Raw genomic sequence first — 25,910 nt, forward strand, 5'->3', positions numbered from 1 at the left:
AATTTGAAAAAACTATTGTTCCTGCCTTAGCCGCCTTATGAAGCGCACTTCCGAACCATGAACCGTGATTTATGATCGGATAAGCAAATTAAAACGGCTCATGTGAAGACACCTTCATATCCCATAATCCATGGTCGGTGGTATATTAGAAGAAATCCAATACTCTGGAGGCCATTATGGGCAGACAAGGCAAGCAGAACTACACGCGACTGACCGAGCCGCTTGTCCGCGAAAACGGTGTGCTGCGGCCCGCCTCCTGGGATGAGGCGCTCGATCGCGCCGCCGAAGGCTTCCGCCGGAACCGCGAGCTCCATGGTGACGACTCGTTCGGCATGTTCGCCTGCTCCCGCTCGACCAACGAGCTGAACTTCATCGCGCAGAAGTTCGCCCGGGCGGTGATGGGCACCAACAACATCGACTCCTGTAACAGAACTTGACACGCTCCTAGCGTCGCCGGTCTGGTGACGGTATTCGGAGCTGGCGGTGGTACCTCGTCCTATCGTGAGATCGAGGACGCGGACTTGATTATCTTCTGGGGCTCCAATGCCCGAGAAGCACACCCGATTTTCTTCCATCACGCCCTGAAGGCGATCCACAAGGGCGCCAAGGTCTATTCGGTCGATCCGCGCCGGTGCAAGACAGCCGAGTGGGCCGACAATTGGCTTGGGCTGGATGTCGGCACCGACGTGGCGTTGGCCTATGGTATCGGCCGCGAGATCATCCACGCCGGATTGACCAACGAGGCCTTCATCGCGAACGCCACCCTTGGGTTCGAAGATTACATCGCCGCGTGCGAGCCGTGGACACTGGAAGTCACGTCCCGTGAGACGGGAGTGCCCGCGGATCTGATCCGTGAGCTCGCGCACGACTATGCCAAGGCGGAACGCGCACAACTGTGCTGGACGCTCGGCATTACGGAACATCACAACGGCACCGACAATGTGCGGGCCCTGTGCAACCTCGCGCTGCTCACCGGCCAGGTCGGCCGCTGGGGCGCGGGCCTGGTTCCGGTGCGCGGTCAGAACAACGTCCAGGGCGGCGGCGACATGGGGGCGATCCCCAGGAACCTGCCCGGCTTCCAGGATGTCGGGAATCCCGAGCATCGGGCGAAGTTCGAACGCCTTTGGGGCGTCACGATGCCTCCGAAGTACGGCTTGACGCTCTCGGAGATGATGGAGGCGATGGACGAGGGACACCTAACCAGCGTCTACATCGTGGGCGAGAACCCGGTGCAGTCCGACGCCGACACCACGGCGGTGGCCAGGCGGTTACAGAACCTGGACCATCTGGTCGTGCAGGATATCTTCCTCACCAAGACCGCCACGTTCGCCGACGTGGTGCTCCCCTGCGCTGCGGCATGGTGCGAAAGCGATGGCACCTTCACCAGCAGCGAACGGCGGGTGCAACTCGTGCGCAAGGCACTGGAACCACCAGGAAGCGCGAAGGACGACATCGAGATCATCCGTCTGGTCGCAAAGCGTCTGGGGCACGATTGGCCGATCCAGACCGCGGAAGAGATTTGGGATGAACTGCGCGCGGTGTCGCCGGCGCACCATGGAATGTCCTACCGGGTGCTTGCAGAACGGGGTGGCGTCCAGTGGCCCTTCCCTGACGAGAATGGACCGGAGTCGCCGTTCCTGCACGGCCGGCTCTGGGAAAAGGATCCCGCGAAGCGCGGACGCTTGGCGCCATTCGGCATCCTTGAGCACAAGCTGCCGGTGGATAAGCTCAACGACGAGTTCCCGCTGCGCCTGACGACCGGCCGGCGACTGACCGACTACAACACCGGCGTGCAATCCGGTGGCTTCAACTCACCGATCCGCGTCGGCGGCTGCGTCGACATCTCTCCGGAGGATATGGTTCGGCTCGGTATCAACGAGGGCGAAGTGGTCCGCGTGACTTCCCGTCGCGGATCGGTGCTGGCGCCTGCCCGTATCGATCCGGGACTGCGCCCCGGCCTGCTCTTCATGGCCTGCAACTTCCCCGACGACGTGGACACCAACTCGCTCACCATCGAAGCGAACGACCCGATCTCGAAAACCGCCGAGTTCAAGGCAACAGCGGTCAAAGTAGAGAAGACCAACGAGCCTCTCCCCGAAGAGAGCGCCGACACCGCTGATCACGAGCCCCAGGATAACGAGCTCGCGACCGCGAACTAGGTAGGAAGGATAAGTTGTGGACCTGAAGTTCTCCAACGCCGAACCGTTCGCTGATGAACGGGACGCGGTTGATCGGCTGCTTGGAACCAGTGAAAGTGGTTGGCACGGTGGCGAGCGCGACGAGAAAGACCACCGGCGCGCGCACAGTGGCCGCTCGCAGAGTCGACGGCACCTCGTCATGGAGGCGCTGCACGCTGTGAATGACCGCGTCGGTTGGATCAGTCCCGGCGCGCTGAACTACATCGGAAAACGGCTCGGCATAGCCGCAGCCGACGTCTACAGCGTCGCGACGTTCTATGCGATGTTCTCCACCAACATGCGGCCGAAACGCATCGTGCACGTCTGCACCGATATCGCCTGCATGGCGCGCGGATCCAAGGAGGTCTGTGCCGACCTCGAGAAGCGGCTGGGTCCGGCCGGCGCCATGAGCGGCTGGAAGCACAGTCCCTGCCTCGGCGTGTGCGAACGCGCACCTGCCGCGCTGGCGGTAGAAGCCGGTGACCCGCCCCATGAGCACCTGATCGGGCCTGCCACTGCCGATGAAGTTGTCCTTGCGCTGAATAACGGTCCCGTGGCCCTCGCAGCCGAGGCGCCGCCCGGCATGGCCGTGCCGCAAGCCGGCCAAGAAGGCCTGATGCTGCTCAAGCGCGTCGGCAAGGTCGACCCGGAAAGCATCGACGACTACCTCGCGACCGGCGGCTATGCCGGATTGCGGCGGGCGTTCGAGATGGGACCCGGCAAGGTCATCAGCGAGGTCAAAGACTCCCGGCTGATGGGCCGCGGCGGGGCGGCGTTTCCCGCCGGCATCAAGTGGGAGAGCACCGCCAAACAGCCTGCCACGCCCCGCTACCTTGTCTGCAACGCCGACGAAAGCGAGCCCGGTACGTTCAAGGATCGCGCCATCCTCGAGGGCGACCCGTTCGCATTGATCGAGTCGATGACCATCGCCGGTTACGCCATCAGCGCTGAGCGGGGCTACATCTACCTGCGCGGCGAGTACCCTCGCGCCTACCGGATGTTGAGCAACGCCATCGCAAGGGCCCGCGGACGCGGATTCCTGGGCGACAACGTCATGGGTACCGGGTGGAGCTTCGAGCTGGAGATCCGGCGCGGTGCCGGCGCCTACATCTGCGGCGAAGAAACCGCGATCTTCAATTCGATCGAGGGCTATCGTGGTGAACCGCGCTCCAAGCCGCCCTTCCCGTTCGAAGCCGGACTCTTCAACAAGCCGACGGTGGTCAACAACGTCGAGACCCTGTGCAACGTCCCGCTGATCATGCAGATGGGCGGCGCAGAGTACGCCAAGATCGGAACCGAGGGCTCCACCGGACCCAAGCTGTTCTGTGTTTCGGGCAACCTCGTGCGCCCCGGCGTCTACGAAGTGCCGTTCGGCGCGACTCTGGGCGATGTTATCAAGTTGGCCGGCGGAGTACCGCAGGGCCGAAAGCTGCAGGCGGTGCTGCTCGGCGGCGCGGCCGGTGTGTTTGTGCGCGCTGATGAGCTTCATATCCCGCTTACCTTCGAGGGTGCTCGCGCCAACAACGCCACCCTGGGCTCGGGCGTGGTGCTGGCCTTCGACGATACCGTCGATCTGCCCGCCATTCTGCTGCGCATCGCGAGCTTCTTCCGCGACGAATCCTGCGGCCAGTGCGTCCCTTGCCGGGTGGGCACGGTACGTCAGGAGGAAGCGCTGCTGCGCATCATGCGCAATGGCCGCGATACCGCGGCCAAGGAACGCAACGTCGGCCTGCTGCGCGACGTCGGCCTGGTTATGAAGGATTCCTCGATCTGCGGTCTTGGTCAGGCTGCCTGGAATGCCGTCGAGTCGGCTATCGACCGCCTCGGCGTACTGGAGAAAAGCCGATGAACGCGCCCGTCCAGCAGATTACGATCTCCATCGACGGCAAGGAGGTCAGCGTCCCTGAGGGGAGCACCATCCTGACCGCGTGTAACGCTGCGGGCAAGGACACGCCGACGCTCTGCTACGGCGACACCCTCACGCCCAAGAACGCCTGCCGCGTTTGCATGGTCGAGCTCAAGGGCTCGCGCGTCCTCGTGCCCTCCTGCTCTCGCAAGGTTCAGCCCGGCATGGAGGTCTTTACCGACACCGACCGGGTGCGGCACAGCCGCCGCCTCGTACTGGAGTTGCTCGATTCCTCGGTCGACCTGTCCACGACGCCGAAGATTCCCGAGTGGAAGGAACGCTACAGCGTCGACTCCGGTCGTTATGGTCCGAAAGCTGGTCCGAGCCTCCGCCGTGATGTTCATGAGCCGGGCGAGCACCACACCGGAAACGGCAGCGTCGCGGCCTCGATGGCCCAGCCAGACAAGATCGACAACGATCTCTATGTGCGCGAGTATGACAAGTGCATCCTCTGCTACAAGTGCGTGGATGCCTGCGGGACCCAGTGGCAGAACAGCTTCGCGATCCAGATCGCGGGGCGCGGATTCGATTCCCAGATTTCCACGGAGTTCGCGGTCGAACTGCCGGAGTCCGCGTGCGTCTTCTGCGGCAACTGCGTGGAGGTGTGTCCGACGGGAGCGCTATCGTTCAAGTCCGAGTACGATATGAGAGCCGCAGGCACTTGGGACGAAGCGCAGCAGACCACGACCACCACGATCTGCACCTACTGCGGCGTCGGCTGTAACGTCGAGCTGCACGTCCAGGACAACAAGATCGTCAAGGTGACCGCGCCCCACGATCACGAAGTCAACCACGGCAATCTGTGCATCAAGGGCAGGTTTGGCTTCACGCACGTCCAGAGCCGCAAGGAAGACGGCAACGACTAGAGTGCTTCCGCTTTAAACGGAATTAGCTATGCCCGGCCTCGTGCCGGGCATTTTGCGTTTTGACGGGCTGATATTTTCGCCTCCGGTCACCGCACCACTTCGCGGTGGTCTTCGTCGATCCGGCGCGTCCAGCCACGTCCGTCCAGATACTCCAGCAGCGGGATCGCCACCCGGCGGCTGGTCCCCAGGGCCTGCCGTGCCTGACTGGTGGTGAAGGGTTGCGGCAATTGCGCCAGTGCCTGTCTCGCAAGCTCTGGCGCGGACGGCAGCAGCACTACACCTCCTGGAAAACGCAACACCCGCCGGGCGCTCTCGGCCGCGGCCAGTTCGCGGATACCAAGGCCGAGGGCGGCGAGATCGCCGGCCAACGGTGCGAGGAAGGGATTCGTAAGCAACCGCGCTTCGAGCTTCGTCACCCCGGCCTCGGCGCGGCCAAGGTCGGCGCGCACCCGCGGCAGCCGGACGCAACCTTGGTGCTGCTCGAGGCCGGCGTCCTCGACGAGTTGGTCGATGAAGCGCGCTGCGGACGGACCAAGGGCGTCGCGCACCGCTCCTTGGGAAACGCCGGGCGTAAGCTGATCCCGCTGGGAGTCATCCTCCACCAGAGCCCGCAGCCGCCCTCGCCACTCGTCATAGGTGGGAAGGTGCACCCACCAGCCACTTCGTTCGCGGATCCCGGGGGGCGGCGCTGCATCGGGACCAACCAGGCCGATCCGGTGCAGGTAGTCCACCTCCACAGCGCCCCGCTCCGCCACCTTGGCCAGCACGTCGCCTTCGGGTGGCATCGCGGAAAGCGCTACCCCGCGCCGGGCACTATCCCCACGGCGCGCGAGTTGCGGTGGATCTGGGTCCAGCACACCGACGCCGCCGAGCACGCGATGACGTGCCGGATGACGGAGCAGCAGCCGATCGCCCACGATCAGCGGCAGCGGCCAGTCGAGAGTGATCCGGGCATGCTCGGCATTGAATCGGCGCAACTGGGCTGGCACCGTCGCCGTTCCGACATGCACGGTGAGTTGTGTGGGCACCTCATCAAGCGCGGCACCCCCGATGCGGCGCACATCGACCTCCGTGGCCATGAGCCAGGCGTCTGGCGCGATCAGTGCCTGACCACGACGAACGTCCCCTGCGGACACGCCACGCAGGTTGACCGCGGCCCGGGTCATGGGACGAAGAGCGTCGGCAGGAGCGTCCCGCGATTCCAGGGCGCGGACGACGACCTCGCGCGGCTCCTGACCATCGCCGGCCACCACGAGCCGATCACCCTTGGTCAGCGTGCCAGCGACGAGGGTACCGGTCGCCACCGTGCCCGCCCCCGAAACGCTGAACGAGCGATCGATCCACAGCCGGAGGCGGCCGCTCGCGTCAGGCGCAGGCGCTTTGGCCAGCACGTCATCGAGGGCTTGCCTGAAGTGGTCTAATCCAGTGCCCTGCACGGCCGATACGGCGACCGCCGGTGCGCCGCGCAGACCTGTGTGTGCGAGTTCGCTGTGAGCACGCTCGATGGTCGCCGCGACGAGATCCGGCGCACGGTCGGCCTTGGTGACCACGATCAGACCGTGGCTGATGCCGAGTGCAGCGATGGCATCGCGATGATCGCTGGATTGCGCCGACCAACCCTCGTCGGCAGCCACCACGAAACACACCACCGGCACCGTCCCCAAGCCAGCAAGTGCATTGCGGATGAACCGCCCGTGGCCGGGCACGTCCACGAAGGCGACCTCACGCCCGGAAGGCAAAGTCGTCCAGGCGAACCCGAGGTCGATGGTGAGCCCGCGCCGGCGCTCCTCCTCCCAGCGGTCCGGCTCCATCCCGGTCAGCGCGCGGACCAGAGTGCTCTTGCCGTGGTCGACATGACCGGCCGTCGCGACGACGTGCGTCGTCATCGCTCGTCGCGCGGGTCGTCGGCCACCGCGGCGGCGTCGAGGTTGCAGCGATTGGCGAAGGCGGACAGGAAACGAACCTGCCAGACCGAGTTACCCGGTCTCACCGATTTCGAAGACCGGGAGGACCACCGGAAACCCAAACACCTCCGAGCGCTCTCACATCGAACACTCATCTTGTCGAGCACTCTCCCTTGAAGGCCTATGCCTGACCAGTGCACGAATGCACACAAAATGCGTTGGTATTGCGTTCTGCAATGCTTGGGAAACGCTTTGATTGTCAAGAAGAAGTTGAACCGTGCAAGATGCACGCGTTCACCGCTCGAATACGCAATTTTTTCTATCAAACAATCGAACGCGACTATCGATGGGCATATTCGAGCTGCCCAGCGATTTTTTAGCACCCATAGTGCGAGCGATGATTGTGCCGCCCGAAATAACCGGTGCGACAGATTTCAGGATCGATACCGCGCACTTCACCCGGCATCTGAAAGCCGCCTACGTGACCATGCACGAACGCGCGCAGCCGGGCGAGCTACCAGCCTCGTTTGCGATCGAGGCCCTGCCGTCCGGAATCTGATCGGGAAAGGCTTTAGTGCGCCGTCATCCATGCGCGGGCTTCGCGCTGGGCCAGCGCGATGTCTTCCGCTGACATCTGTTCGGCGAGTTCGCGGCGCAACTGGATCGCATCCACCCGTCCCTTGAGTGCTGCCAGATTGAACCATTTGTGCGCGGCAATGAAATCGACGATGCCGTCACGGCCGGTCGAGAACATCAACCCGAGGTCGAACAGCACGTCGCCGTTCGCGCTTGCCTCCACCGGCGAAGCGCCGGTCTGGTCGATCACCATCTGAAACATGTCACCCCCCTTGTGGTGCCGGGTGTGCACTTGGCCAGCCGCGGCTCCTGTCCGAATTCCGTCTTTGACATCCCCTCGCCGATTGATCGGCTTGTGAGGGGGATCTGACCGCTAAAATTTGAAGGGTGGTTTAAGTATCGAGATGAATCGAATCTCAACGCACGGCGGCGCACGATCCGTCGCGCCGCAGGAATCCCTGACTCTTCAAGAGCTTCGCGAATTGTTCAGAGAGGATTCAGCCTAACGTTTGGGAAGCCGGTAACCATCGGCCAAACAGGCACGACGCGAGTAATCCCACCCCACAAAGGTCCTGGAGACGATCAATCTGTCGGGAACAAGCTGGCTCAAGGCCAATATCGGAAGCCAGTCAAGAAAACGGGCCCGATAAAGAAACGAGGGCGTCGGTGAACACGTCAGGATTGAGATTCAACCGGAAGCTCCGGTAAACTGCGGATCATGATCCGCAACGTACGAAGAACGCTGACGCTCTTCTGCCGGGTCGGCTGCGGCTAAGAAGCTCACTGCCTGTCCGACCGTCTCTCCTGATGTCTCGCCGACACCCTCTGTCGTCAATCCGGGCTGAAAGTATCCACCGAAGTCGACACCGGCCCTTAATGACGTTGCCGGCCTCAAACTGCCGGCAATCCGTAAGGCGGAGCCTTACTTCTTCTTCTTGGCGACCTTGCGGGTCTTCTTGGCAGTCTTCTTCACTGCCGACTTCGCCTTCTTGGCTTTCGCCTTCTTCGCTTTCTTGGCCATGTTGCCCTCCATTAATGAGATGGCTTTGTCGCTGTCGTGCACTCGGGAATCGAAATGCACTGCATTTGGATTACACCAACGCGTTAAAAAAAACAGTGTCCCGCTTAAGGAAGTGTTGACGCACAGTACACGATGCGACAGCTGCACTGACTCTAAAAACATCGCCACGCATCGCTGGCGCGAGAGCAGCGCGTGATGCCTTCGATCGCCCCTCGCAACAAGAAATTCAAAAAGCCCCTGTTATACGGATATTTCTTGCATCGCATGAAAAGCAGCGAAGCGATGCGGAAAGTCCGGCGCGTGCGTTATCGGCACGAAAAAACGCGCCGCCCGGACTCTGAGTCGGATTTTTTGGCAACGAAATTATTTTCGTGGATTTTTGCTTTTGAGGCGATCGGCGCTCGCATCGGCGTCCATTTCGGCACTTCACTCCGCCGATTCGCGAATCGCGATCTAGACCTCACACACGTCATCCGACATGAAAACGGCGCCGCGCGAATGCCGCGCGACGCCGTTTTGGATCGTGTTCTGCGGGTTCAGATGCCGAGTTTGCTCTTGAGCAGATCGTTGACGGCCTGCGGATTGACCTTGCCGCCCGACGATTTCATCACCTGGCCGACAAACCAGCCGATCAGTTGCGGCTTGGCGCGTGCCTGCTCCACCTTGTCGGGGTTGGCTGCGATGATTTCGTCCACCACCTTCTCGATCGCGCCGAGATCCGTGACCTGCTTCAGTCCAAGGCTCTCCACCAGAGCCTTCGGATCGCCTCCCTTGGTCCAGACAATTTCGAACAAATCCTTGGCGATCTTGCCGGAAATCGTCCCTTCGCCGATCAGATCGACGATCGCGGCGAGTTGCGCCGTTGAGACAGGGGACGCGGCAATCTCCTGCCCTTCCTTGTTCAGGCGGCCGAACAGTTCATTGATAACCCAGTTGGCGGCGAGCTTACCGTCGCGCCCGGCATTGCCGAGACCCGCCAGCACTGCCTCGTAGAAGTCGGCGCTCTCCCGCTCGGCGACCAGAACACCGGCGTCATACGGCGTCAGCCCAAAGCTCTCGATGAAGCGCGTGCGCTTCTCATCCGGCAGCTCCGGCAGATGCGATTTCAGTTCCTCGACATAGGCTGCGGTGAATTCCAGCGGCAGAAGGTCGGGATCCGGGAAGTAACGGTAGTCGTGCGCCTCTTCCTTGGAGCGCATCGACCGGGTCTCGCCCTTGTTGGGGTCGTAGAGCCGGGTCTCCTGCTCGATCGTGCCGCCGTCCTCGATGATCTCGATCTGGCGGCGTGCCTCGAACTCGATGGCCTGGCCGATGAAGCGGATCGAATTGACGTTCTTGATCTCGCAGCGAGTGCCGAATGGCTCGCCGGGCCGGCGCACCGACACGTTGACGTCGGCGCGCAGGTTGCCCTTCTCCATGTCGCCGTCGCAGGTGCCGAGATAGCGCAGGATGCTGCGCAGCTTGGCGACATAGGCCTTGGCTTCCTCGGAGGAGCGCATGTCCGGCTTGGAGACGATCTCCATCAGGGCAACGCCCGAGCGATTGAGATCAACATAGGACATCGCCGGATGCTGGTCGTGCAGCAACTTGCCCGCATCCTGCTCCAGATGCAGCCGCTCGATGCCAACCGACGCAGTGCTGCCGTCCGGAGTGTCGATCAGCACCGTGCCTTCGCCGATGATCGGCGACTTGTACTGGCTGATCTGATAGCCCTGCGGCAGGTCCGGATAGAAATAGTTCTTCCGGTCGAAGGTCGATTTCAGATTGATCTGCGCCTTGAGGCCGAGCCCGGTGCGGATCGCCTGCGCGACGCACTCCTCGTTGATGACAGGCAGCATGCCGGGCATCGCCGCATCGACCAGCGAGACGTGCTCGTTGGGCGCGCCGCCGAATTCGGTCGAGGCGCCGGAAAACAGTTTGGAATTCGAGGTCACCTGGGCATGGACTTCCAGCCCGATGACGACTTCCCAGTCGCCGGTGACGCCCTTGATGAGCTTTTTGGGATCGACGGTTGCGTTCATGGGGCGGCTTTTACCGCGCCCGCGAACAAGAGAAAACCCCCGCGCGGTGGCGTCAGAGGCTCGCCGCGAATGACTTGAAGACCGGGCTCCCTCGCAGCGTGTCCCGGCCCGCCTCGATCACGTCGTCTACCTGCTCGCGCGGCAGGTGAAACCGGGTCGGAACATTGTCGAGCTGCTGCGCGCGGGCCGGATCGAGCTGATCGAATCCGAGCCGCCCGACAAAGAACTTGATGTCCCGGCAATTCCAGCGAGGACCAGCGCCGTATCGGGCGCGGTCGGCCGCCGACAGCCCGCAGCGCCACCGCACCAAGGCGGCCTGCCAGTCGTTCATAGTGCTGTTGAAGGCGGTAAAGCTGCCCGCCACGCTGGCCCCCAAAGCGGTGTCCGCGGTGGCCTTGACGAGTTCCGCGCCGCGCGGTCCCTCAACCGTATTGATCCACTGCGGAGACGGTCCGGGCGCGGCCGCATCGACCACCAGAAACAGCGCCCGCCGCAATTTCACGGCCTGCCTTGGCGAGAGCGGCCCGTAAGGCGTATCCGACGACAGACGCGCGATGGTGAAGCCGGACAATCCGAAATTGTCGACCAGTCCGCCGTCCAGCAATTTGATGTAAGGCACCGCGCCGTCATGGTATTTAATGAGTGCATTGGCGAAGCTGGTGAGCAGCGGTTGCGCATTCCTGTCCCGGCGGACGCGTTCCACCCAGCCCGGCAACGGCTGATTGCATTTCTGAGGGAAGGACTGGATCACAACCGGCGCAAATGCGACCGGCACCGCCGCGGATGCCGCAACGGCATCCGCCAATGGGTACTGCGACAGGTCGCTGCAGATGGCGTTGAATGTCACCGCACCGAACACGAACGGCGTTCTGTTGTAGATATCGGACGCATTGATCCAGACGCGCGGCTTGCCGATCGCCCGGAACTGCCCGAACGTCGCGCCGTGGAACAGGTTTGCATCGAGCCAGCGCGGAAAACCGGTTGAATCGTTGATGCCGCCTGCGAAAGCCCGGCCCAGTGTCGCCAGGTTCAGGTTCGTTTGCAGGTCTTCCTCGGCATTCCGCAGCAAGAATTTCTCGCGGAAGTCGGCGAGGCCGGCTCGTTTCTTCAGACCGTAATAAGCGGCCGTGACGGACCCACCCGAGACGCCGGAGATATATTCGACCCGGTCGATCATCGGGGCCTGCGCGCCGCGCATTGGAATCCGTTCCATTTCCGACAGCACGCCATAAGCGTAAGCGGCTGCGCGCGTGCCGCCACCTGAAAAGGACAGGCCGATAATCGTCTGATCCGCGCTGGTGTCTTCCTCGAAAGCGGGCCCGAGGCTATTGGCCAGGTTCGACGGCGTGCCGGGAAGATTGACCGGATCGTTCTGAATCGTGGCGCAGCCGATCAGCAGCGCACAGACCGACAGACTTCCCAAAACTGAACGCACGCGCGACATTCCACCTCTCCTCAAGCGCGGAGTCTTAAGAGGTTGGGTCGCTATTTTCCTAATACCGGCGGCCGATGTGCAATAGGGTTAACAGGCCCGCCCCAATCCTAGGATTTCGCGCTCTTGATATGTCCTTCTTCGTAGTCGATCGACCAACCGATGAGATTGCGCCAGAGCATTTCAGCAAGATCCGGCGGCACGCCTGCGGCCTCGGCCTCGGCGCGAACATGGGCAACGACCTCCTCGACCCGCTCCGGGATCGCGGCCGGAAGCCCCTCCCGGAGTTTCACAGCGATCACCTGATCGAGGCAGCGCACACGTTCGGCAATCAGCGCGACGAGATCGCGGTCGATCCGGTCGATGACCTCGCGCAGCTCCGGCAGATTTTTCGGTTCGAACGACATCAATCCTGCTTGCCCAACAACGCCGACGCGATCTGGTCCCATTCGGTTTCGAGTAAGGCGGATGACGCAGGCTTGCCCGCACGGCCGTACCAGTATCCCGCATTGTCGAGGTCGCCCTCAATCCGATGGATATGCGCGTGCACCCATGCACCGTCCGCCGTCGGCGTCTGCTGCGCAAGGGAGTGTGCCTGTTCCCAGTTTCCCTTCGCAACCCACCACAGGGCCGTCAGCGGTTGTGACAAATTGGCCGGTGGCGCGGCCTCCGCGAGGCTGGCCTTCAAATCCGAGATGCTCATCACCACCACCTCTTGGGCTCGAACCGCCCCGCCGCCTGCTCGATGGTCTCGCCCAGCGAGAACAGCGTCTCCTCATCGAACGGGCGTCCGATCAATTGTAGCGCGAGCGGCAAGCCCTGCGCATCCTTGCCAGCAGGCACCGCGATGCCCGGCAGGCCCGCCATGTTCACCGTCACCGTGAAAATGTCGTTGAGATACATCTCGACCGGATCGGCCTTGCCCTTTTCGCCGATGCCGAACGCCGCCGACGGCGTCGCGGGCGTGAGGATGGCGTCCACGCCTTTCGCGAACACGTCCTCGAAGTCCTTCTTGATGAGGGTGCGGACCTTCTGCGCGCGCAGATAATAAGCATCGTAATAGCCGGCCGAGAGCACATAGGTGCCGATCATGATGCGGCGGCGGACTTCCGGCCCGAATCCAGCGGCACGGGTATTCTCGTACATCTCGGAAATGGTCTTGCCGTCAACGCGCGCGCCGTAACGCACGCCGTCATAGCGCGCGAGATTCGACGACGCTTCGGCAGGTGCGACGACATAATAAGCCGGCAGCGCGTATTTGGTATGCGGCAGCGACACCTCGACGATCTCCGCACCCGCCGCCTTCAGCCATTCCACGCCCTGCGCCCACAGCTTGTCGATTTCCGGCGACATGCCGTCGATCCGATATTCCTTCGGAATGCCGATCTTCATACCCTTCACGGACTTGCCGATCGCCGCCTCGTAATCCGGCACCGCGCGATCGACCGAGGTGGTGTCCTTGGGATCGTGCCCCGCCATCGAGCGCAGCATAATGGCGGTGTCGCGCACCGTGCGCGCAAACGGGCCTGCCTGATCGAGCGAGGACGCGAACGCGACCACCCCCCAGCGCGAGCAGCGCCCATAGGTCGGCTTGATGCCGACGATGCCGGTGAAAGCCGCAGGCTGACGGATCGAGCCGCCGGTGTCGGTGCCGGTCGCGCCGAGGCAAAGCCCCGCAGCCACCGCCGACGCCGAACCGCCGGACGAGCCGCCCGGCACCAGCGCCGTATCCGATCCCTCGCGCCGCCACGGATTGATGACGCTGCCAAACGCGGAGGTCTCGTTCGAGGAGCCCATCGCGAACTCGTCGTTGTTGAGTTTGCCGAGCAGCACCGCGCCGTCGCGCCAGAGTTGCGCGGTGATGGTCGATTCATAAGGCGGCTTGAAGTCGCCAAGGATCTTCGAGCACGCGGTCAGGCGCACGTCCTTGGTCGCGAACAGATCCTTGATGCCGAGCGGAATGCCGAGAAGGTTGCCGCCCTCGCCTTTCGCGATCTTGGCGTCGGCGTCCTTCGCCATCGCACGGGCCCGCTCCGGCGTCTCCAGCACATAGGCGTTGAGAACGCGTGCGCTCTCCATCGCGGCCAGATGCGCGTCGGTCAGTTCGAGTGCCGTGAAGGATTTCGCCGCAAGACCCTCTTTGGCTTCGGCAAGCGTCAGTGCAGTCAGATCAGTCATTCGTCTCAATCGGGTCGCAGATAAAAGGAGATCGTTTGGTTCGTTTCGCAGCCTGGGAGGCTTTCAGCGCGATGTCATGGCCCTCATCGGGGTCCGGGGTCTTACCCTGCCGTTCCATGTCGTCGAGGTAGTCCATGAACGCCTGATAGAAGTCTTCATCGCTGCAGAGTTCGCACATTGCAGTCCACCCTGCCGCTACTCGACAACCTTGGGCACGAGGAAGAAGTGATCCTCTGTGACCGGCGCGTTCGCCAGCACGAGCCCGGAGATTTCGCCGTCATTGACGACGTCGTGGCGCTTCTTCATCTCCATCGGCATCACGGAGGTCATCGGCTCGATGCCTTCGACATCGACCTCGGACAGTTGCTCGATGAAGGCGAGCATCGCGTTAAGTTCGCCCTGGAGGTGCGGCACCTCCTCATCCTTGACGGCAATCCGCGCAAGCTGCGCGATCCGGCGAACCGTGGCTGCATCGACTGACATTGATTATGGCTCCGGGAAGGTATGGCTCCGGGAATACCGCCGCAGCGGTTCCAATGGCCTGCCTATAAAGCATTTTCCGCTCAAGGGGAAATCCGGGCAGGCATGCCCGCAGCGGTCAAATTGCCCCCAGCTGGCGGCGCTTGAGCCAGCGCCCAATCGCGACAATCGCTCATATCCCCTCGACCAGCCCAAACGGCCAGGTGCCCTGCAAAAAGCCGCAGATCGAGCCCAGCGCGCAGGCCGCCGCGAAGCCAAGAATAAAGTGCGGCGACTTCTCCTCCAGCGCGTAGCAGACCAGCATCGCGGTGACCGCGAACAGCCCGAACAGAGTCAGAGCATCGAGGGACATCAGCACAACTCCAAAAACCCGCAGCCGCGAAAGCGGCCTGCGGGTTGTCAATTCGCAGCCCTGAAGCGGTGCTTACAGCGGCAAGGCCGGCAGCGCCGCGATCCCATCGACCGTCTCCGGGGGCGTATGTGCAACGTTGAGTATCAAGGAGACAGTGAGGAAATATCCGATCAGCCCTGTCAGATCGACCACACCGCGCTCGCCGAGCTGCGCCACCGTCCCGGCATAGGTCGCATCGCAAACGCCACGATGCATCAGCAGTTCCTGCGTAAAATCGTAGACCAGCGCCTCGTCCGCGCTCATGTCGGCGGGACGCCGTCCGCAACGCACCGCCTCGATCGTTTCGGAACTGGTGCCGAGCTTCAACGCCAGCGGAACATGGGTGAACCACTCGAACTGCTGCGTGCAGGCACGGGACACCACCAGCATGGCGAATTCCGAGAGCCGCTGTGGCAAGCTGCTGTCGAAACGAATATATTCTCCAACCCGCTGCAAACGGTCGAGCAACTGCGGACTTCGCAGGAGCGGAATGAACGGGCCTTTGACGCCCTTGCGCGGCCCGGCGATGAGAATCTGTGCTGCGGCTTGCTGGGCGGCATCCATCTGTGCGAGTCCAAGCGGCGGCATGCGGTCTGGGTGCTGATGCATATCGGTTTCCTTCTCCATCATTCGGATGTTTCCGGCGCACTCGCGCCGCGGCCGAGCGCAAGGCTGCTCGCCACGAGAACGAATGCCGCTAATACGCTCGGAGCGGCCAGCCCGCCATGAAACAGGCTGACTGTCGGCGGCCCTAGAATCTGTCCCAGTGCGAAAGCAGCAGTATAGAGCGCGATGAGCCGAGCCGCGCTCGTGCCGCCGAGACGCCGCGCTTCGCGGATGCCTGCCATCGTGATGACCATGAACGTGCCGCCTACGCACAGCGCCGAGAACAACAAGACGTAGAGATTGATCGTGAAGACCGGCGCGATCACACCGGCGGCCAGAATCCATTGCGCGCGAATCCAAAGGCGGCGCGCCGAATGATGCGGCAGGAATGCCGCGGCGCAGAGCGTCGAGATCGCGCCTGCCGCACCGAACACAGGCCATATCAGACCAAACAGGAGCGGATCGGTGATGACCTCCCGCGCCAGAGCGGGCAGGAATGTAGCGGGGATGATGTATCCGTAACCGAAAGCGCCATAGCACAGCGCCGCCAGCCGCGCCTCGCCCCTCAGGGGGGCCGCGCGGGACTTCGTCACCGGCACCTCGTGTCCGTCGTCACCCCTGAGCGGCAGCCAGAGCGCCAACGCGAAGACGGCGGCAACGCCGCCAAGGCAGATCCATGTCGACCGCGCACCGAACGCGAGGCTTCCCGCGGCGAGGCAGATGACGCCCGTGGCGCAGATGCCGACGCCAACTCCGGAAAAGACATAGCCTGACCATGTTTTCTTATGGGCCAGCGCAAGGCGCGGCATCGCCCAAGCGGAAACGCCCACCAGCACGAAGGCGCTGGCGGCACCAGCCAGTAGCCGCAGAATCAGCCAGATCCAGAAACCCTCCGTCAAACCCATTGCGAAGGTGAGGACGGCAATCGACAGAAGTCCCCAGCGGACGGCCCTCGCCGGACCGGGATGCCACCCGATGCAGATCAGTGCACCGGCCAGATAACCAAGGTAATTGGCCGTTGCGAGCCAGCCGCCCTGAACCAGCGTGACGCTCCCTTCCTGCTGCATTAGCGGCAGCACCGGCGTGAATGCGAACCGCCCGATCCCCATCGCGACCGCCAGCCCCGCAAGGCCAATCCATGCGACAGCGCCAACGCGCATGACAGGCGATACGGTCGGGGTGGAAACAGACGACATGAGTTGCCCAGCGGTTGAGTCCATCGACCGCAAGCGTAGACTGACGCTGTATTCTCGGATATTGAATAATGTAGAACATTGTATTCTCTTTATGAGAACACTAGAGGCGCACGATGAACTTCACCGATCTGCAGATGTTCAAGACCGTCGCCGAAGAAGGCGGCATCATCAAAGCGGCGCAGAAACTGCACCGTGTCCCGTCGAACGTAACAACGCGTATCAAACAACTTGAGAGTGCGATCGGCGTGCCGCTGTTTCACCGCGACCGCCAGCGGCTGCATCTTTCGCCCAGCGGCGAATTGCTGCTCGATTATGCGGAACGGCTGATCCGGCTGTCCGAGGAAGCACGCAACGCTGTGTCGGGCGCCCCACCCCATGGACTCTTGAAACTTGGGGCACTGGAAAGCACGTCAGCGAGCCGCCTGCCCGGCGTACTGGCCGACTTTCACCGCCGCTATCCCGATGTGCGCCTGGAATTGACTACCGGTACGAACGATGCGCTGGTCAACGCAGTAGCGGAACGGCGGCTGGATGCGGCCTTTATCGCCGAGCCGCCATCCGTGCGCGGGCTCGCTCACCTGCCCGTGTTTCGTGAACGCCTCGTGGTCATCTCCAGCCTGGATCATCCGCCCATTGCCAGTTCGCGCGAGGCCGCAGGCCAAAGCCTGATCGCCTTTCCGAGCGGCTGCGCCTATCGCCGTGTCATGCAGCGCTGGCTGAAACGCGAAAGCCTCGCCACTCTGAGAGTTCTCGAGCTCACCTCCTACCATGCAATCGTCGCCTGCGTCGCAGCCGGTGCGGGCATCGCGCTGGTGCCGGAAGCCGTGCTCGACGCAATGCCACACGCGCGGGTGCGGCGTAATCCGATTCCGCGCGCCCAAAGCGAGATCGTCACGCCGCTGATCTGGCGCGAAGGCGAAATATCGGCACCGGTCATGGCTCTCCGGATGCTGATGAACTCCATGACGACAGAGACATCCGCAAAAAAGCGAAGTCTAAAAACGCTGCGGAGCGGACGGACAGCCAAGGTCTAGCCTTTGCATCGGGTTTCGCCGCCATGGTAAGTGAGGCGATGCCCGCTCTCATCCTTCCCCTGACCGAGGCTGCCACGCACTGGACGCCGCGCGGCGCGCTGATCGGGCTCGACCTCGGCACCAAGACCATCGGTGTCGCCGTGTCCGACCCCGATCGGCGGCTTGCGACTGGCGTCACGACGATCCAGCGCAAAACCTTCACCAAGGACGCCGCCGAACTGCTCAGGATCGCAGGCGAGCGCGCCTCCTCCGGATTCGTGCTCGGCCTGCCGATCAATATGGACGGCAGCGAAGGCCCGCGCGCACAATCCACCCGCGCGTTCGCCCGTAATTTTTCCAAGCTCACCGACCTCGCCATTGGCCTGTGGGACGAACGGCTCTCGACCGCCGCCGTCGAACGCGAACTGATCGCCAACGATGTCAGCCGCGCGCGCCGCGCCGAGGTGATTGACGAGCACGCCGCAATCTTCATTCTGCAAGGCGCGCTGGACCGCCTCGCGGCGCTGAGCCGCCAGTCATAACCCCGCTCAGGAATGCGTGGCGAGCCAGATGGTCTGGATCGTTGCAGCGAGATTGTTCAGGCCGTGGATCACGACCGTGAGCCACGTCGAATTGCTTCTATAGCGCAAGTAGCCGAGCAGCAACCCGATCGAGAACACCTCGCCGAGGAAGAACCAGTCGTATTGCAGGTGCATCAGCGTCCACACCGCCGAGGACAGGATGATCGCACCGGGAATCCGTAGGAAGGATTCTGACCAGCCGCGATAGAGAAAGCCACGCACGAAGAATTCCTCGGTGACCGGCGCGGCCACCACTATGGCGAGAACGAGCAGCCATAGCGTGTTGTCAGCCTGCGCGGCTTTCAGCGTATCCATCATGAAACCGGGCATCACCTCGCGGCCGGTGGCCTTGGACAGCAAATCCCATCCCTCGACCAGCACCGCGAGGCTGACCGCGCCGATCAGCAGCCACTTCCATGACGGGCGGTTCAGGGCGAGGTAATCCGCAAAACGCTGGCGCGCCAGCTTCGTCGCCACCCAGGTCGCGAACAGCACGCCCGGCAGGCCAGTCATGACCGAGAGCGAGAGCGCCTTGCCGCCCGTGATCACATGCGTCAGCGAATCCGCGAAGGTGGACATGGTGAGCGGCTCTTTCTGCATGAGCAGCAAAACCACAATCGTCGCGCCCTGCCCGAGGAACAGCGCAATGAAAATCAGCAGCCCCCACAGCGAGGTGCCCCAGAATTTCCAGATGCGCGGCTCCGGCGCGGGCACGGGTACAACGGGGTCGGTGAGTGTTTCGGGAAGACTCATCGATGTGCTTTCGCTTGCAAAAGAGGCTTAAGGCAGCGCCCGCGCGAGCAGGCCCTGAATCTCGCCGGGGGTGAGGTCGACCGCGCCATACATCAGCCCACGCCGTTGCGCCAGTCGCGTTTGCGCGAACAGGGCCGCATGGCCGGGATGGACTGCCTTCAGCGCGACCGCGGCAGCGGCAACCGCCAGGCTTTCCACGGCGTTGCGGGCCGCCCCCTCAGCATCCGGCTGGCCCAGTGCCGCAGCGGTTGCGGACAATGCCGCCTTTACACCCGGCAAATCCCCCCCCTCTTGCGCGAGATGGGCCAGCACGGCGGCCGCAGCGTCGCGCTCGCGCGACACCACGCGCAGCACGTCGAGGCACATCACATTGCCGGAGCCCTCCCAGATCGCGTTGACCGGCGCTTCCCGGTAATGCCGAGCCAGAATGCCCTCCTCGACGTAGCCGTTGCCGCCGAGGCACTCCATCGCCTCGTGCAAAAAGGCCGGCGCGCTCTTGCAGACCCAGTATTTCACCACCGGCGTCATCAGCCGCATAGTGGCGCTCTCAACCGGATCATGAGGCGCATGGTCGAAGGCGCGGCACAGCCGCATCACCAGCGCCGTCGTAGCCTCGACATGGAGCGCCATGTCGGCAAGTACGCTGCGCATCAGCGGCTGGTCGGCGAGGTGCCTGCCGAAAACGCTGCGATGCCGCGCATGATGAAGCGCATGCGCAAGACCCGAGCGCATCAGCCCCGCGGAAGCGATGGCGCAATCCTGCCGCGTCAGCGACACCATTTGAATAATGGTGGCAATACCGCGCCCCTCCTCGCCCAGCCGCAGCGCATACGCACCCTCGAACTCCACCTCGGACGAGGCATTGGAGCGGTTGCCGAGCTTATCCTTGAGCCGCTGGAAGCGCAGCGCATTCACCGTTCCGTCCGGCGCAAAACGCGGCATGACAAAGCAGGTGAGCCCACCTTCCACCTGCGCCAGCACGAGGAACGCATCCGACATCGGCGCCGACATGAACCATTTGTGGCCGGTGATGCGATAGTAATCTCCCTCACGCTCGGCGCGCGTGACGTTGGCGCGCACGTCGGTGCCGCCCTGCTTCTCGGTCATACCCATGCCGATGGTCATGCCGCGTTTCTGCCACCACGGCATGAAGGCAGGATCGTAAACATTCGTGCCCAGCACCGGCATGATCTGCACGCGCAGCGCCTCGTCGCTCGCGAGCGCAGCGACCGAGGCGCGTGTCATGGTGATCGGGCACAGGTGCCCGGTCTCGACCTGTGCGGCGATGAAGAACTTTGCCGCGCGCACGACTTCCGCGGCTCCGCCCGCCGACGTGCCAGCCCCGCTCCATGTCGAATTGTGCAACCCGGCATGGGCGCTGTGCGCCATCAACTCGTGATAGGCGGGATGAAACTCCACCTCATCGCGGCGGAATCCGCGCGCGTCGTAGGTCTTCAGCTTCGGCGGGTTCTCGTTGGCAAGCCGCCCGCGCTCGGCCATCGCAGCCGAGCCCCAGAGCCGCCCGAACAGTGACAACTCCTCCGCATGGTCACGCGCGCCATAGGCCGACACCGCCTCCATCAGAGGGACATCGCAGCCGAACAGGTTGATGTCGCAAAAGGGCGGCGATTGGTTGAGCACGGCGCGGGCGGACGACATGGCAATGCTCCTGACGAAGACGGAGCGACACCCGCTCCGATTCGGGCCGGATGGGTACAAGTCTAACGCCAGCGGCATGGCGCGGAAAATCGTCGCAATGAGAAATTTTCCGGAACCTGCCCTGCTGCACGAGGTTTCCCGGCAAGGACTACCGAGAGGAGCGGCAAATGCACGTGAAAGCCATTCTTGCTGCGGTCATCGCGGCGATGATCCTGAGCACATACGGCGCCTCCGCGCAGAACACGCCGGCCCAAAGCCCGACGACTCAAAACCCGAGCCAGCCGGCCACCAGCGATGGGCCTGATGCAACGCAGTCCGCGCCAGCCGAGTCCCCGCAGGCGTCCGGCCATGATGCCCAGTCCGGCCAGCCGGAAACCGGCCCGAACGCGGCCAAGACCCAAGGCACAGCGAGCGGCGACTACAAGGGCATCCACGACAGCAACAAGAAATAACAGCGCCTTTCAGGCACCTTGGGCATGCACCTGGCAGCCGATCGGGCCCGCCTTCTCTGGCTATGGGCGAAGCCCCTTCGGCCGCAATTTACCTTGCCCTGCGCAGGCTAGCGCGAACCGTCCACAGCCGCCAAATCCGCCTTGCTCCGAATGGCAAGTCTGCCTATAGGTTTGGCTTTAATGACCCCTGCACCAAAATCGAGTTTTGTCCTCGGGCACCGGCATCTGCTGGGCATCGAAGGGCTTTCCGCGGCCGACATCACCGGCCTTCTCGACCTCGCCGGCGAATACGTCGAACTGAACCGGCAGGTGGACAAGAAAAGCGCCGTCCTGAGCGGCCGCACCCAGGTCAATTTGTTCTTCGAGAACTCCACCCGCACCCAGTCGTCCTTCGAGATTGCCGGTAAGCGGCTCGGGGCGGATGTCATGAACATGTCCGTCTCCTCGTCCTCGATGCGCAAGGGCGAGACGCTGATGGACACCGCCGTGACGCTGAACGCGATGCACCCCGACATTCTGGTGGTGCGCCATCACGCCTCCGGCGCGGTCGAGCTGCTGGCGCGCAAGGTCGATGGTTCCGTCGTCAACGCGGGTGACGGCGCGCACGAACATCCGACGCAGGCGCTGCTCGACGCACTCACCATCCGCCGCAACAAGGGACGGCTGGAAGGTCTGCTGGTCGCGATCTGCGGCGACGTACTGCATTCGCGCGTCGCCCGCTCGAACATCATTCTGCTCAACCTGATGGGCGCGCGGGTTCGCGTCGTCGGCCCCTCTACGCTGCTGCCACCCGGCATCGAGCGAATGGGTGTCGAGGTCGCGCACGACATGCGCGAGGGGTTGAACGGCGCCGACATCGTGATGATGCTGCGATTGCAGCGCGAGCGCATGAGCGGCTCTTTCGTGCCGTCGAGTTCGGAATACTTCCAATTCTACGGCCTCGACCAGAAGAAGCTGTCTTATGCCAAGCCCGATGCGCTCGTTATGCATCCGGGCCCGATGAATCGCGGAGTCGAGATCGACTCCATTGTCGCCGACGGCGCACAATCGCTGATCCGCGAGCAGGTCGAAATGGGAGTGGCGGTACGCATGGCGGTGCTCGAAGCACTCGCCCGCAATCTGCCGAATGCGTGAACCATGCTGAAAGATAACCGCCCCACGCTTCTCATCAATGCCCGCCTGATCGATCCCTCATGCGATCTCGACGGCCGTGGCGGGGTGCTGATCCATGACGGCGTCATCGCCGAGGCCGGGCCCGGTGTCGGCAAGAGCCATGCACCCGAGGGTGCTGAGATCATCGATTGCGCGGGCAAGGTCATAGCCCCCGGCCTGATCGACATGCGCGCCTTCGTCGGCGAACCCGGCGCGGGCCATCGCGAGACATTCGCCTCCGCAAGCCAGGCGGCGGCGGCGGGCGGTATCACTACCATCATCTGCCAGCCGGACACCAAGCCCGTCACCGACAATTCGGCGACGGTCGACTTCGTGCTGCGCCGCGCCCGCGACACCGCCGTGGTCAACATCCATCCGATGGCCGCGTTGACCAAGGGCTTTGCGGGCGAGGAGATGACCGAGTTCGGCCTTCTCAAGGCCGCGGGCGCGGTCGCCTTCACCGACGGCGCGCGCAGCGTGACGAACGCGCAGGTGATGCGCCGCGCGCTGACCTACGCACGCGATTTCGGCGTGCTGATCGTCCACCACACCGAAGATCCCAACCTCGCAGGCGAAGGAGTGATGAACGAAGGCGAGTTGGCCTCCCGCCTCGGCTTGATCGGCGCGCCGAGCGCCGCCGAAGCGGTGATGCTGGAGCGTGACATGCGCCTCGTCGCGCTGACCGGCGGGCGCTATCACGCCGCCTCCGTGAGTTGCACCGAGTCGCTCGACATCCTGCGGCGCGCGCGCGAAGCCGGTCTTGCCGTCAGCGCCTCCGCCTCGATCAATCATCTGACCCTGAACGAGAACGATATCGGCCCCTACAAGACCTTCCTCAAGCTGTCGCCGCCGCTGCGCACCGAGGACGACCGCAAGGAACTGGTGGCCGCCGTCGCATCCGGGCTCATCGACGTCATCATGTCGGATCATAATCCGCAGGACGTCGAGGTGAAGCGCCTGCCGTTCGCGGAAGCGGCTTCCGGCGCGATCGGGCTGGAAACCATGCTCTCTGCCGGCCTGCGTCTCGTCCACAATGGCGAGATTGAACTAACCCGCCTCATCCGCGCGATGTCCACGCGGCCCGCCGAACTGCTCGGGCTTCCGGGCGGCACACTGCGCAGGGGTCGCCCCGCCGATATCGTCGTGATCGATCTCGATACGCCGTGGATCCTCGACCCCGCCGACCTGAAATCGAAGTGCAAGAACACGCCATTTGATGAGGCCCGCTTCACCGGGCGCGCGGTGCGCACCATTGTCGGCGGCCGCACCGTGTTCGAACAGGTGTGAGCGCATGGACCTCTCGCCTGCAGTCGCGACGGCTCTCTCTCTAGCGATCGGCTACCTGTTCGGCTCGATCCCGTTCGGCCTGCTGATCACCCGCCGCGCGGGCACTGCCGATCTGCGCTCTATCGGCTCGGGCAATATCGGCGCGACCAACGTGCTGCGCACCGGACGCAAAGGCCTCGCTGCCGCGACGCTTGTCGGTGACATGCTCAAGGGCACCGCTGCCGTTCTGCTTGCCCGCTATCTGCTCGGTGACGACGCTGCCATCGCCGCAGGCCTCGGTGCCTTTCTCGGGCACATCCTCCCCGTCTGGCTGAAGTTCAAAGGCGGCAAGGGTGTCGCGACCTATATCGGCGTGCTGCTCGGCCTGTGGTGGCCGGCGGCGCTGATCTTCTGCGCGGTGTGGCTCGCGATTGCCGCCATCACCCGATACTCCTCGCTGGCCGCACTGATCGCCAGCGCCGTGATCCCGCCGCTGCTGCTGTGGCTACAGTACCTGCCGCTGGCGACCCTGTTCGCCGTGCTCTCCGCCATCCTGTGGTTCAAACACCGCGCCAACATCCGCCGTCTGATGGACGGCAGCGAGGGCAAGATCGGCGCGAAGACTTAAAACACCTCTCATTTCGCAACAACCCGCATTGTTCCCTGCCCCGAGTTGCGCAACACTGGCCGCCACGGGAGGCGGTCGTGGACAGGCTCGCATCGGCACCCATCAGGTTGAACGACGGCCAGCGCATCGACTGGCTGCGGCTGATCCGCAGTGAGCATGTCGGGCCCCGCACATTCCGCTCTCTCGTCAATCATTGCGGTAGCGCCAGAGCTGCACTCGAACGCCTGCCCGACCTCGCACGTCGCGGCGGCGCGAGCCGCCCCGGACGGATATGCTCCCTTGAGGAAGCTGAGCGCGAAATCGAAGGTAGTAACAGGCTTGGCGTCACGTTGCTTGCCCCTGGCGAGCACGGCTATCCGCCACGGCTCGCGCTGATCGACGACCCCCCACCCCTGCTCGGCGTGCGCGGTGCACACGAGGTCGAGATGCGCCCGATGATCGGCGTTGTTGGTTCGCGTAACGCCTCCGGCGTCGGTCTGAAATTCGCGCAGACCATCGCGCACGATCTGGCGGCCGCCGGATTCGTCATCACCTCAGGTTTGGCGCGCGGTATCGATCAGGCGGCCCACCGCGCAACATTGAGCGGCGGCACCGTGGCCGTGCTCGCGGGCGGACACGACCGTATCTATCCGCCCGAACATGAAGGCCTGCTCGCCGCGATCATCGACGCAGGCGGCGGCGCAATCTCGGAAATGCCGCTTGGCCACGGCCCACGTGCCCGCGACTTTCCACGCCGCAACCGCCTGATCTCCGGAACTGCACTCGGCATTCTGATCGTCGAAGCCGCCCACCGTTCCGGCTCGCTCATCACCGCGCGCTTCGCCAACGAACAGGGCCGCGAGGTGTTCGCGGTCCCCGGTTCGCCGCTCGACCCGCGCGCCGCCGGGACCAACGACCTCATCAAGCAGGGCGCGACGCTCACGACTTCGGCCGCAGACATTATAAATGTCGTTGCGTCGATCATGGGCCGCCCGATCGAACTGCCGATGGAGGAAGACGAGGCTCCGCACGAGAGCCGCGAGCCACAGGACACCGATCGTGCCCGGATCGTCGGCCTGCTTGGTCCCTCGCCCATCGGGATCGACGATCTGGTGCGGATGGCCGAAACCTCGCCTGCCATCGTGCGTACGGTGCTGCTCGAACTTGAGATGGCCGGGCGGCTGGAACGCCATGGTGGCGGCATGGTTTCGCTGAACTGACTGTTCCAATATCAGCGGGATTTCCGGTGCGTCCGCATCAGGCCATCGGCCTCCATGCGCGCCATGTCCAGAAGATAGCCGAGCGTATCGAAACGATTCCGATGACAGATGGACGTCAGATTGAGCAGCGTCTCCGCAATAAAGGCTGCCGCCTCCTCCGCGCCGCCATCTTCGCCGCGCTGCTCTGATTTAGGCTCCGTCGATCTGTCTCGGCGAGGCGGCATAAACTCCAGCCTGTCCTGGAATCAGGATAATATTCTTATACTCCAAGTTTTGATTTATGCAACTTCCGGCTTAATTTAATTAAAATTTACAACTTTAAGTACCTGTTCCCTTGCCCCTTCAAGCGACCGGCATTTGACAGCACCCCCCACTTTACCCATGTATCGCTGCGAAAGCCTCGTCCCCTCGCGGTGATTCCGGGGCTTATTTTCAGCCTAACTCATTGGATTC

25 protein-coding genes, 1 tRNA gene and 1 pseudogene are annotated in these 25,910 nt (G+C 63.3%); 11 read left to right on the forward strand and 16 right to left on the reverse strand.

The genetic code is table 11. From position 1 onward, the window contains the following. Nucleotides 1-102 precede the first annotated feature (102 nt). The 3 genes and pseudogenes from AFIDRAFT_RS17135 (at nucleotide 103) to AFIDRAFT_RS17145 (ending at nucleotide 4,949) form a co-directional block, all read left to right on the forward strand. Nucleotides 103-2,159: pseudogene (locus AFIDRAFT_RS17135) on the forward strand (molybdopterin oxidoreductase family protein). 16 nt (nucleotides 2,160-2,175) lie between these two features. Further along, nucleotides 2,176-4,026: an NAD(P)H-dependent oxidoreductase subunit E gene (locus AFIDRAFT_RS17140; protein ID WP_009340908.1), complete on the forward strand. Its 1,851-nt coding sequence runs from the start codon at nucleotides 2,176-2,178 to the stop codon at nucleotides 4,024-4,026. After that, nucleotides 4,023-4,949 carry a 2Fe-2S iron-sulfur cluster-binding protein gene (locus AFIDRAFT_RS17145; RefSeq protein WP_009340909.1) on the forward strand — a complete coding sequence of 309 codons (927 nt, stop codon included), beginning with the start codon at nucleotides 4,023-4,025 and terminating at the stop codon, nucleotides 4,947-4,949. The genes AFIDRAFT_RS17140 and AFIDRAFT_RS17145 overlap by 4 nt, the downstream gene beginning before the upstream one ends. 86 nt (nucleotides 4,950-5,035) lie before the next feature. Here AFIDRAFT_RS17145 and selB read toward each other — a convergent pair whose 3' ends face one another. Both selB and AFIDRAFT_RS19880 read right to left on the reverse strand, forming a co-directional pair. Continuing rightward, the gene (selB, locus tag AFIDRAFT_RS17150; RefSeq protein WP_009340910.1) at nucleotides 5,036-6,835 is read right to left on the reverse strand and encodes a selenocysteine-specific translation elongation factor; all 1,800 of its coding nucleotides are present in this window, start codon (nucleotides 6,833-6,835) and stop codon (nucleotides 5,036-5,038) included. Between the two features lie 52 nt (nucleotides 6,836-6,887). Next, nucleotides 6,888-6,983: transfer RNA gene (locus tag AFIDRAFT_RS19880), tRNA-OTHER, on the reverse strand. 216 nt (nucleotides 6,984-7,199) lie between these two features. Here AFIDRAFT_RS19880 and AFIDRAFT_RS19885 point away from each other — a divergent pair. Beyond that, a complete protein-coding gene (locus tag AFIDRAFT_RS19885; protein ID WP_009340911.1) occupies nucleotides 7,200-7,412 on the forward strand; it encodes a hypothetical protein in 213 nt (70 codons plus the stop codon). 12 nt (nucleotides 7,413-7,424) lie between these two features. Here AFIDRAFT_RS19885 and AFIDRAFT_RS17160 read toward each other — a convergent pair whose 3' ends face one another. The 11 genes from AFIDRAFT_RS17160 to AFIDRAFT_RS17210 form a co-directional block, all read right to left on the reverse strand. Next, entirely contained in the window at nucleotides 7,425-7,691 is a 267-nt protein-coding gene (locus AFIDRAFT_RS17160) for a hypothetical protein (RefSeq protein WP_009340912.1), read from the reverse strand. Between the two features lie 1,295 nt (nucleotides 7,692-8,986). Further along, nucleotides 8,987-10,471: an Asp-tRNA(Asn)/Glu-tRNA(Gln) amidotransferase subunit GatB gene (gatB, locus tag AFIDRAFT_RS17165; protein ID WP_009340914.1), complete on the reverse strand. Its 1,485-nt coding sequence runs from the start codon at nucleotides 10,469-10,471 to the stop codon at nucleotides 8,987-8,989. 52 nt (nucleotides 10,472-10,523) lie between these two features. Further along, nucleotides 10,524-11,915, reverse strand: coding sequence for a patatin-like phospholipase family protein (locus AFIDRAFT_RS17170; RefSeq protein ID WP_009340915.1), 1,392 nt, complete (start codon nucleotides 11,913-11,915; stop codon nucleotides 10,524-10,526). Between the two features lie 98 nt (nucleotides 11,916-12,013). Beyond that, on the reverse strand, nucleotides 12,014-12,310 hold the full coding sequence (locus AFIDRAFT_RS17175) for a chorismate mutase (RefSeq protein WP_009340916.1): 297 nt from the start codon (nucleotides 12,308-12,310) through the stop codon (nucleotides 12,014-12,016). Beyond that, entirely contained in the window at nucleotides 12,310-12,606 is a 297-nt protein-coding gene (locus tag AFIDRAFT_RS17180) for a hypothetical protein (RefSeq protein ID WP_009340917.1), read from the reverse strand. Before AFIDRAFT_RS17180 ends, AFIDRAFT_RS17175 begins: the two co-directional genes overlap by 1 nt. Continuing rightward, nucleotides 12,606-14,081 (reverse strand): Asp-tRNA(Asn)/Glu-tRNA(Gln) amidotransferase subunit GatA, encoded by a 1,476-nt coding sequence (gene gatA / locus AFIDRAFT_RS17185; protein ID WP_009340918.1) that lies wholly within the window; start codon nucleotides 14,079-14,081, stop codon nucleotides 12,606-12,608. Before gatA ends, AFIDRAFT_RS17180 begins: the two co-directional genes overlap by 1 nt. Beyond that, nucleotides 14,074-14,259, reverse strand: a complete 186-nt coding sequence (locus AFIDRAFT_RS17190; RefSeq protein ID WP_009340919.1) for a hypothetical protein — start codon at nucleotides 14,257-14,259, stop codon at nucleotides 14,074-14,076. Before AFIDRAFT_RS17190 ends, gatA begins: the two co-directional genes overlap by 8 nt. Nucleotides 14,260-14,276: 17 nt before the next feature. Continuing rightward, nucleotides 14,277-14,564, reverse strand: a complete 288-nt coding sequence (gene gatC / locus AFIDRAFT_RS17195; RefSeq protein ID WP_009340920.1) for an Asp-tRNA(Asn)/Glu-tRNA(Gln) amidotransferase subunit GatC — start codon at nucleotides 14,562-14,564, stop codon at nucleotides 14,277-14,279. 169 nt (nucleotides 14,565-14,733) lie between these two features. Beyond that, the gene (locus tag AFIDRAFT_RS17200) at nucleotides 14,734-14,913 is read right to left on the reverse strand and encodes a hypothetical protein (RefSeq protein WP_009340921.1); all 180 of its coding nucleotides are present in this window, start codon (nucleotides 14,911-14,913) and stop codon (nucleotides 14,734-14,736) included. A 72-nt stretch (nucleotides 14,914-14,985) separates the two neighbouring features. Further along, nucleotides 14,986-15,561, reverse strand: coding sequence for a carboxymuconolactone decarboxylase family protein (locus AFIDRAFT_RS17205; RefSeq protein ID WP_156786914.1), 576 nt, complete (start codon nucleotides 15,559-15,561; stop codon nucleotides 14,986-14,988). 17 nt (nucleotides 15,562-15,578) lie between these two features. Then, nucleotides 15,579-16,754, reverse strand: coding sequence for a YbfB/YjiJ family MFS transporter (locus AFIDRAFT_RS17210; protein WP_040298630.1), 1,176 nt, complete (start codon nucleotides 16,752-16,754; stop codon nucleotides 15,579-15,581). A 113-nt stretch (nucleotides 16,755-16,867) separates the two neighbouring features. Here AFIDRAFT_RS17210 and AFIDRAFT_RS17215 point away from each other — a divergent pair, with 113 nt between their 5' ends. Together AFIDRAFT_RS17215 and ruvX are read left to right on the forward strand one after the other, a co-directional pair. Further along, nucleotides 16,868-17,788, forward strand: coding sequence for a LysR substrate-binding domain-containing protein (locus AFIDRAFT_RS17215; protein WP_009340924.1), 921 nt, complete (start codon nucleotides 16,868-16,870; stop codon nucleotides 17,786-17,788). Between the two features lie 38 nt (nucleotides 17,789-17,826). Beyond that, nucleotides 17,827-18,309 (forward strand): Holliday junction resolvase RuvX, encoded by a 483-nt coding sequence (ruvX, locus tag AFIDRAFT_RS17220; protein ID WP_040298631.1) that lies wholly within the window; start codon nucleotides 17,827-17,829, stop codon nucleotides 18,307-18,309. Nucleotides 18,310-18,315: 6 nt separating this feature from the next. Here the strand turns inward: ruvX and AFIDRAFT_RS17225 are convergent, their stop codons facing one another. Together AFIDRAFT_RS17225 and AFIDRAFT_RS17230 are read right to left on the reverse strand one after the other, a co-directional pair. After that, on the reverse strand, nucleotides 18,316-19,101 hold the full coding sequence (locus tag AFIDRAFT_RS17225) for a CPBP family intramembrane glutamic endopeptidase (RefSeq protein WP_009340926.1): 786 nt from the start codon (nucleotides 19,099-19,101) through the stop codon (nucleotides 18,316-18,318). A gap of 27 nt (nucleotides 19,102-19,128) precedes the next feature. Continuing rightward, nucleotides 19,129-20,760: an acyl-CoA dehydrogenase family protein gene (locus tag AFIDRAFT_RS17230; protein WP_009340927.1), complete on the reverse strand. Its 1,632-nt coding sequence runs from the start codon at nucleotides 20,758-20,760 to the stop codon at nucleotides 19,129-19,131. Nucleotides 20,761-20,927: 167 nt separating this feature from the next. Here AFIDRAFT_RS17230 and AFIDRAFT_RS17235 point away from each other — a divergent pair, with 167 nt between their 5' ends. The 5 genes from AFIDRAFT_RS17235 to dprA all read left to right on the forward strand — a co-directional run bounded on the left by AFIDRAFT_RS17235 (nucleotide 20,928) and on the right by dprA (nucleotide 25,457). Further along, entirely contained in the window at nucleotides 20,928-21,212 is a 285-nt protein-coding gene (locus AFIDRAFT_RS17235) for a hypothetical protein (RefSeq protein ID WP_009340928.1), read from the forward strand. A 180-nt stretch (nucleotides 21,213-21,392) separates the two neighbouring features. Continuing rightward, entirely contained in the window at nucleotides 21,393-22,346 is a 954-nt protein-coding gene (locus AFIDRAFT_RS17240; RefSeq protein WP_009340929.1) for an aspartate carbamoyltransferase catalytic subunit, read from the forward strand. 3 nt (nucleotides 22,347-22,349) lie between these two features. Beyond that, the gene (locus AFIDRAFT_RS17245; protein ID WP_009340930.1) at nucleotides 22,350-23,651 is read left to right on the forward strand and encodes a dihydroorotase; all 1,302 of its coding nucleotides are present in this window, start codon (nucleotides 22,350-22,352) and stop codon (nucleotides 23,649-23,651) included. A gap of 4 nt (nucleotides 23,652-23,655) precedes the next feature. After that, the gene (plsY, locus tag AFIDRAFT_RS17250; RefSeq protein WP_009340931.1) at nucleotides 23,656-24,258 is read left to right on the forward strand and encodes a glycerol-3-phosphate 1-O-acyltransferase PlsY; all 603 of its coding nucleotides are present in this window, start codon (nucleotides 23,656-23,658) and stop codon (nucleotides 24,256-24,258) included. A gap of 77 nt (nucleotides 24,259-24,335) precedes the next feature. Further along, complete coding sequence (gene dprA, locus AFIDRAFT_RS17255) at nucleotides 24,336-25,457, forward strand: DNA-processing protein DprA (RefSeq protein ID WP_009340932.1); 1,122 nt, start codon at nucleotides 24,336-24,338, stop codon at nucleotides 25,455-25,457. A gap of 11 nt (nucleotides 25,458-25,468) precedes the next feature. Here the strand turns inward: dprA and AFIDRAFT_RS19615 are convergent, their stop codons facing one another. After that, nucleotides 25,469-25,681, reverse strand: a complete 213-nt coding sequence (locus AFIDRAFT_RS19615; protein WP_009340933.1) for a hypothetical protein — start codon at nucleotides 25,679-25,681, stop codon at nucleotides 25,469-25,471. Nucleotides 25,682-25,910: the final 229 nt, after the last annotated feature.

The sequence above is a fragment of the Afipia sp. 1NLS2 genome, from assembly GCF_000178995.1.
Classification (GTDB): Bacteria; Pseudomonadota; Alphaproteobacteria; order Rhizobiales; family Xanthobacteraceae; genus Afipia.

Excerpts from the sequence above, each read along its gene's own strand:
- AFIDRAFT_RS17210 (WP_040298630.1), bottom strand. The coding sequence starts at position 16,754 with ATGTCGTCTGTTTCCACCCCGACCGTATCGCCTGTCATGCGCGTTGGC.
- gatC (WP_009340920.1), bottom strand. The coding sequence starts at position 14,564 with ATGTCAGTCGATGCAGCCACGGTTCGCCGGATCGCGCAGCTTGCGCGG.
- AFIDRAFT_RS17200 (WP_009340921.1), bottom strand. The coding sequence starts at position 14,913 with ATGTCCCTCGATGCTCTGACTCTGTTCGGGCTGTTCGCGGTCACCGCG.
- AFIDRAFT_RS17225 (WP_009340926.1), bottom strand. The coding sequence starts at position 19,101 with ATGAGTCTTCCCGAAACACTCACCGACCCCGTTGTACCCGTGCCCGCG.
- gatA (WP_009340918.1), bottom strand. The coding sequence starts at position 14,081 with ATGACTGATCTGACTGCACTGACGCTTGCCGAAGCCAAAGAGGGTCTT.
- AFIDRAFT_RS17240 (WP_009340929.1), top strand. The coding sequence starts at position 21,393 with ATGACCCCTGCACCAAAATCGAGTTTTGTCCTCGGGCACCGGCATCTG.
- AFIDRAFT_RS17215 (WP_009340924.1), top strand. The coding sequence starts at position 16,868 with ATGAACTTCACCGATCTGCAGATGTTCAAGACCGTCGCCGAAGAAGGC.
- AFIDRAFT_RS17205 (WP_156786914.1), bottom strand. The coding sequence starts at position 15,561 with ATGCATCAGCACCCAGACCGCATGCCGCCGCTTGGACTCGCACAGATG.
- AFIDRAFT_RS17230 (WP_009340927.1), bottom strand. The coding sequence starts at position 20,760 with ATGTCGTCCGCCCGCGCCGTGCTCAACCAATCGCCGCCCTTTTGCGAC.
- AFIDRAFT_RS19615 (WP_009340933.1), bottom strand. The coding sequence starts at position 25,681 with ATGCCGCCTCGCCGAGACAGATCGACGGAGCCTAAATCAGAGCAGCGC.
- AFIDRAFT_RS17145 (WP_009340909.1), top strand. The coding sequence starts at position 4,023 with ATGAACGCGCCCGTCCAGCAGATTACGATCTCCATCGACGGCAAGGAG.
- AFIDRAFT_RS17245 (WP_009340930.1), top strand. The coding sequence starts at position 22,350 with ATGCTGAAAGATAACCGCCCCACGCTTCTCATCAATGCCCGCCTGATC.
- AFIDRAFT_RS17175 (WP_009340916.1), bottom strand. The coding sequence starts at position 12,310 with ATGTCGTTCGAACCGAAAAATCTGCCGGAGCTGCGCGAGGTCATCGAC.
- AFIDRAFT_RS17170 (WP_009340915.1), bottom strand. The coding sequence starts at position 11,915 with ATGTCGCGCGTGCGTTCAGTTTTGGGAAGTCTGTCGGTCTGTGCGCTG.
- ruvX (WP_040298631.1), top strand. The coding sequence starts at position 17,827 with ATGCCCGCTCTCATCCTTCCCCTGACCGAGGCTGCCACGCACTGGACG.
- selB (WP_009340910.1), bottom strand. The coding sequence starts at position 6,835 with ATGACGACGCACGTCGTCGCGACGGCCGGTCATGTCGACCACGGCAAG.
- gatB (WP_009340914.1), bottom strand. The coding sequence starts at position 10,471 with ATGAACGCAACCGTCGATCCCAAAAAGCTCATCAAGGGCGTCACCGGC.
- AFIDRAFT_RS17180 (WP_009340917.1), bottom strand. The coding sequence starts at position 12,606 with ATGAGCATCTCGGATTTGAAGGCCAGCCTCGCGGAGGCCGCGCCACCG.
- AFIDRAFT_RS17160 (WP_009340912.1), bottom strand. The coding sequence starts at position 7,691 with ATGTTTCAGATGGTGATCGACCAGACCGGCGCTTCGCCGGTGGAGGCA.
- AFIDRAFT_RS17190 (WP_009340919.1), bottom strand. The coding sequence starts at position 14,259 with ATGTGCGAACTCTGCAGCGATGAAGACTTCTATCAGGCGTTCATGGAC.
- plsY (WP_009340931.1), top strand. The coding sequence starts at position 23,656 with ATGGACCTCTCGCCTGCAGTCGCGACGGCTCTCTCTCTAGCGATCGGC.
- AFIDRAFT_RS17235 (WP_009340928.1), top strand. The coding sequence starts at position 20,928 with ATGCACGTGAAAGCCATTCTTGCTGCGGTCATCGCGGCGATGATCCTG.
- AFIDRAFT_RS19885 (WP_009340911.1), top strand. The coding sequence starts at position 7,200 with ATGGGCATATTCGAGCTGCCCAGCGATTTTTTAGCACCCATAGTGCGA.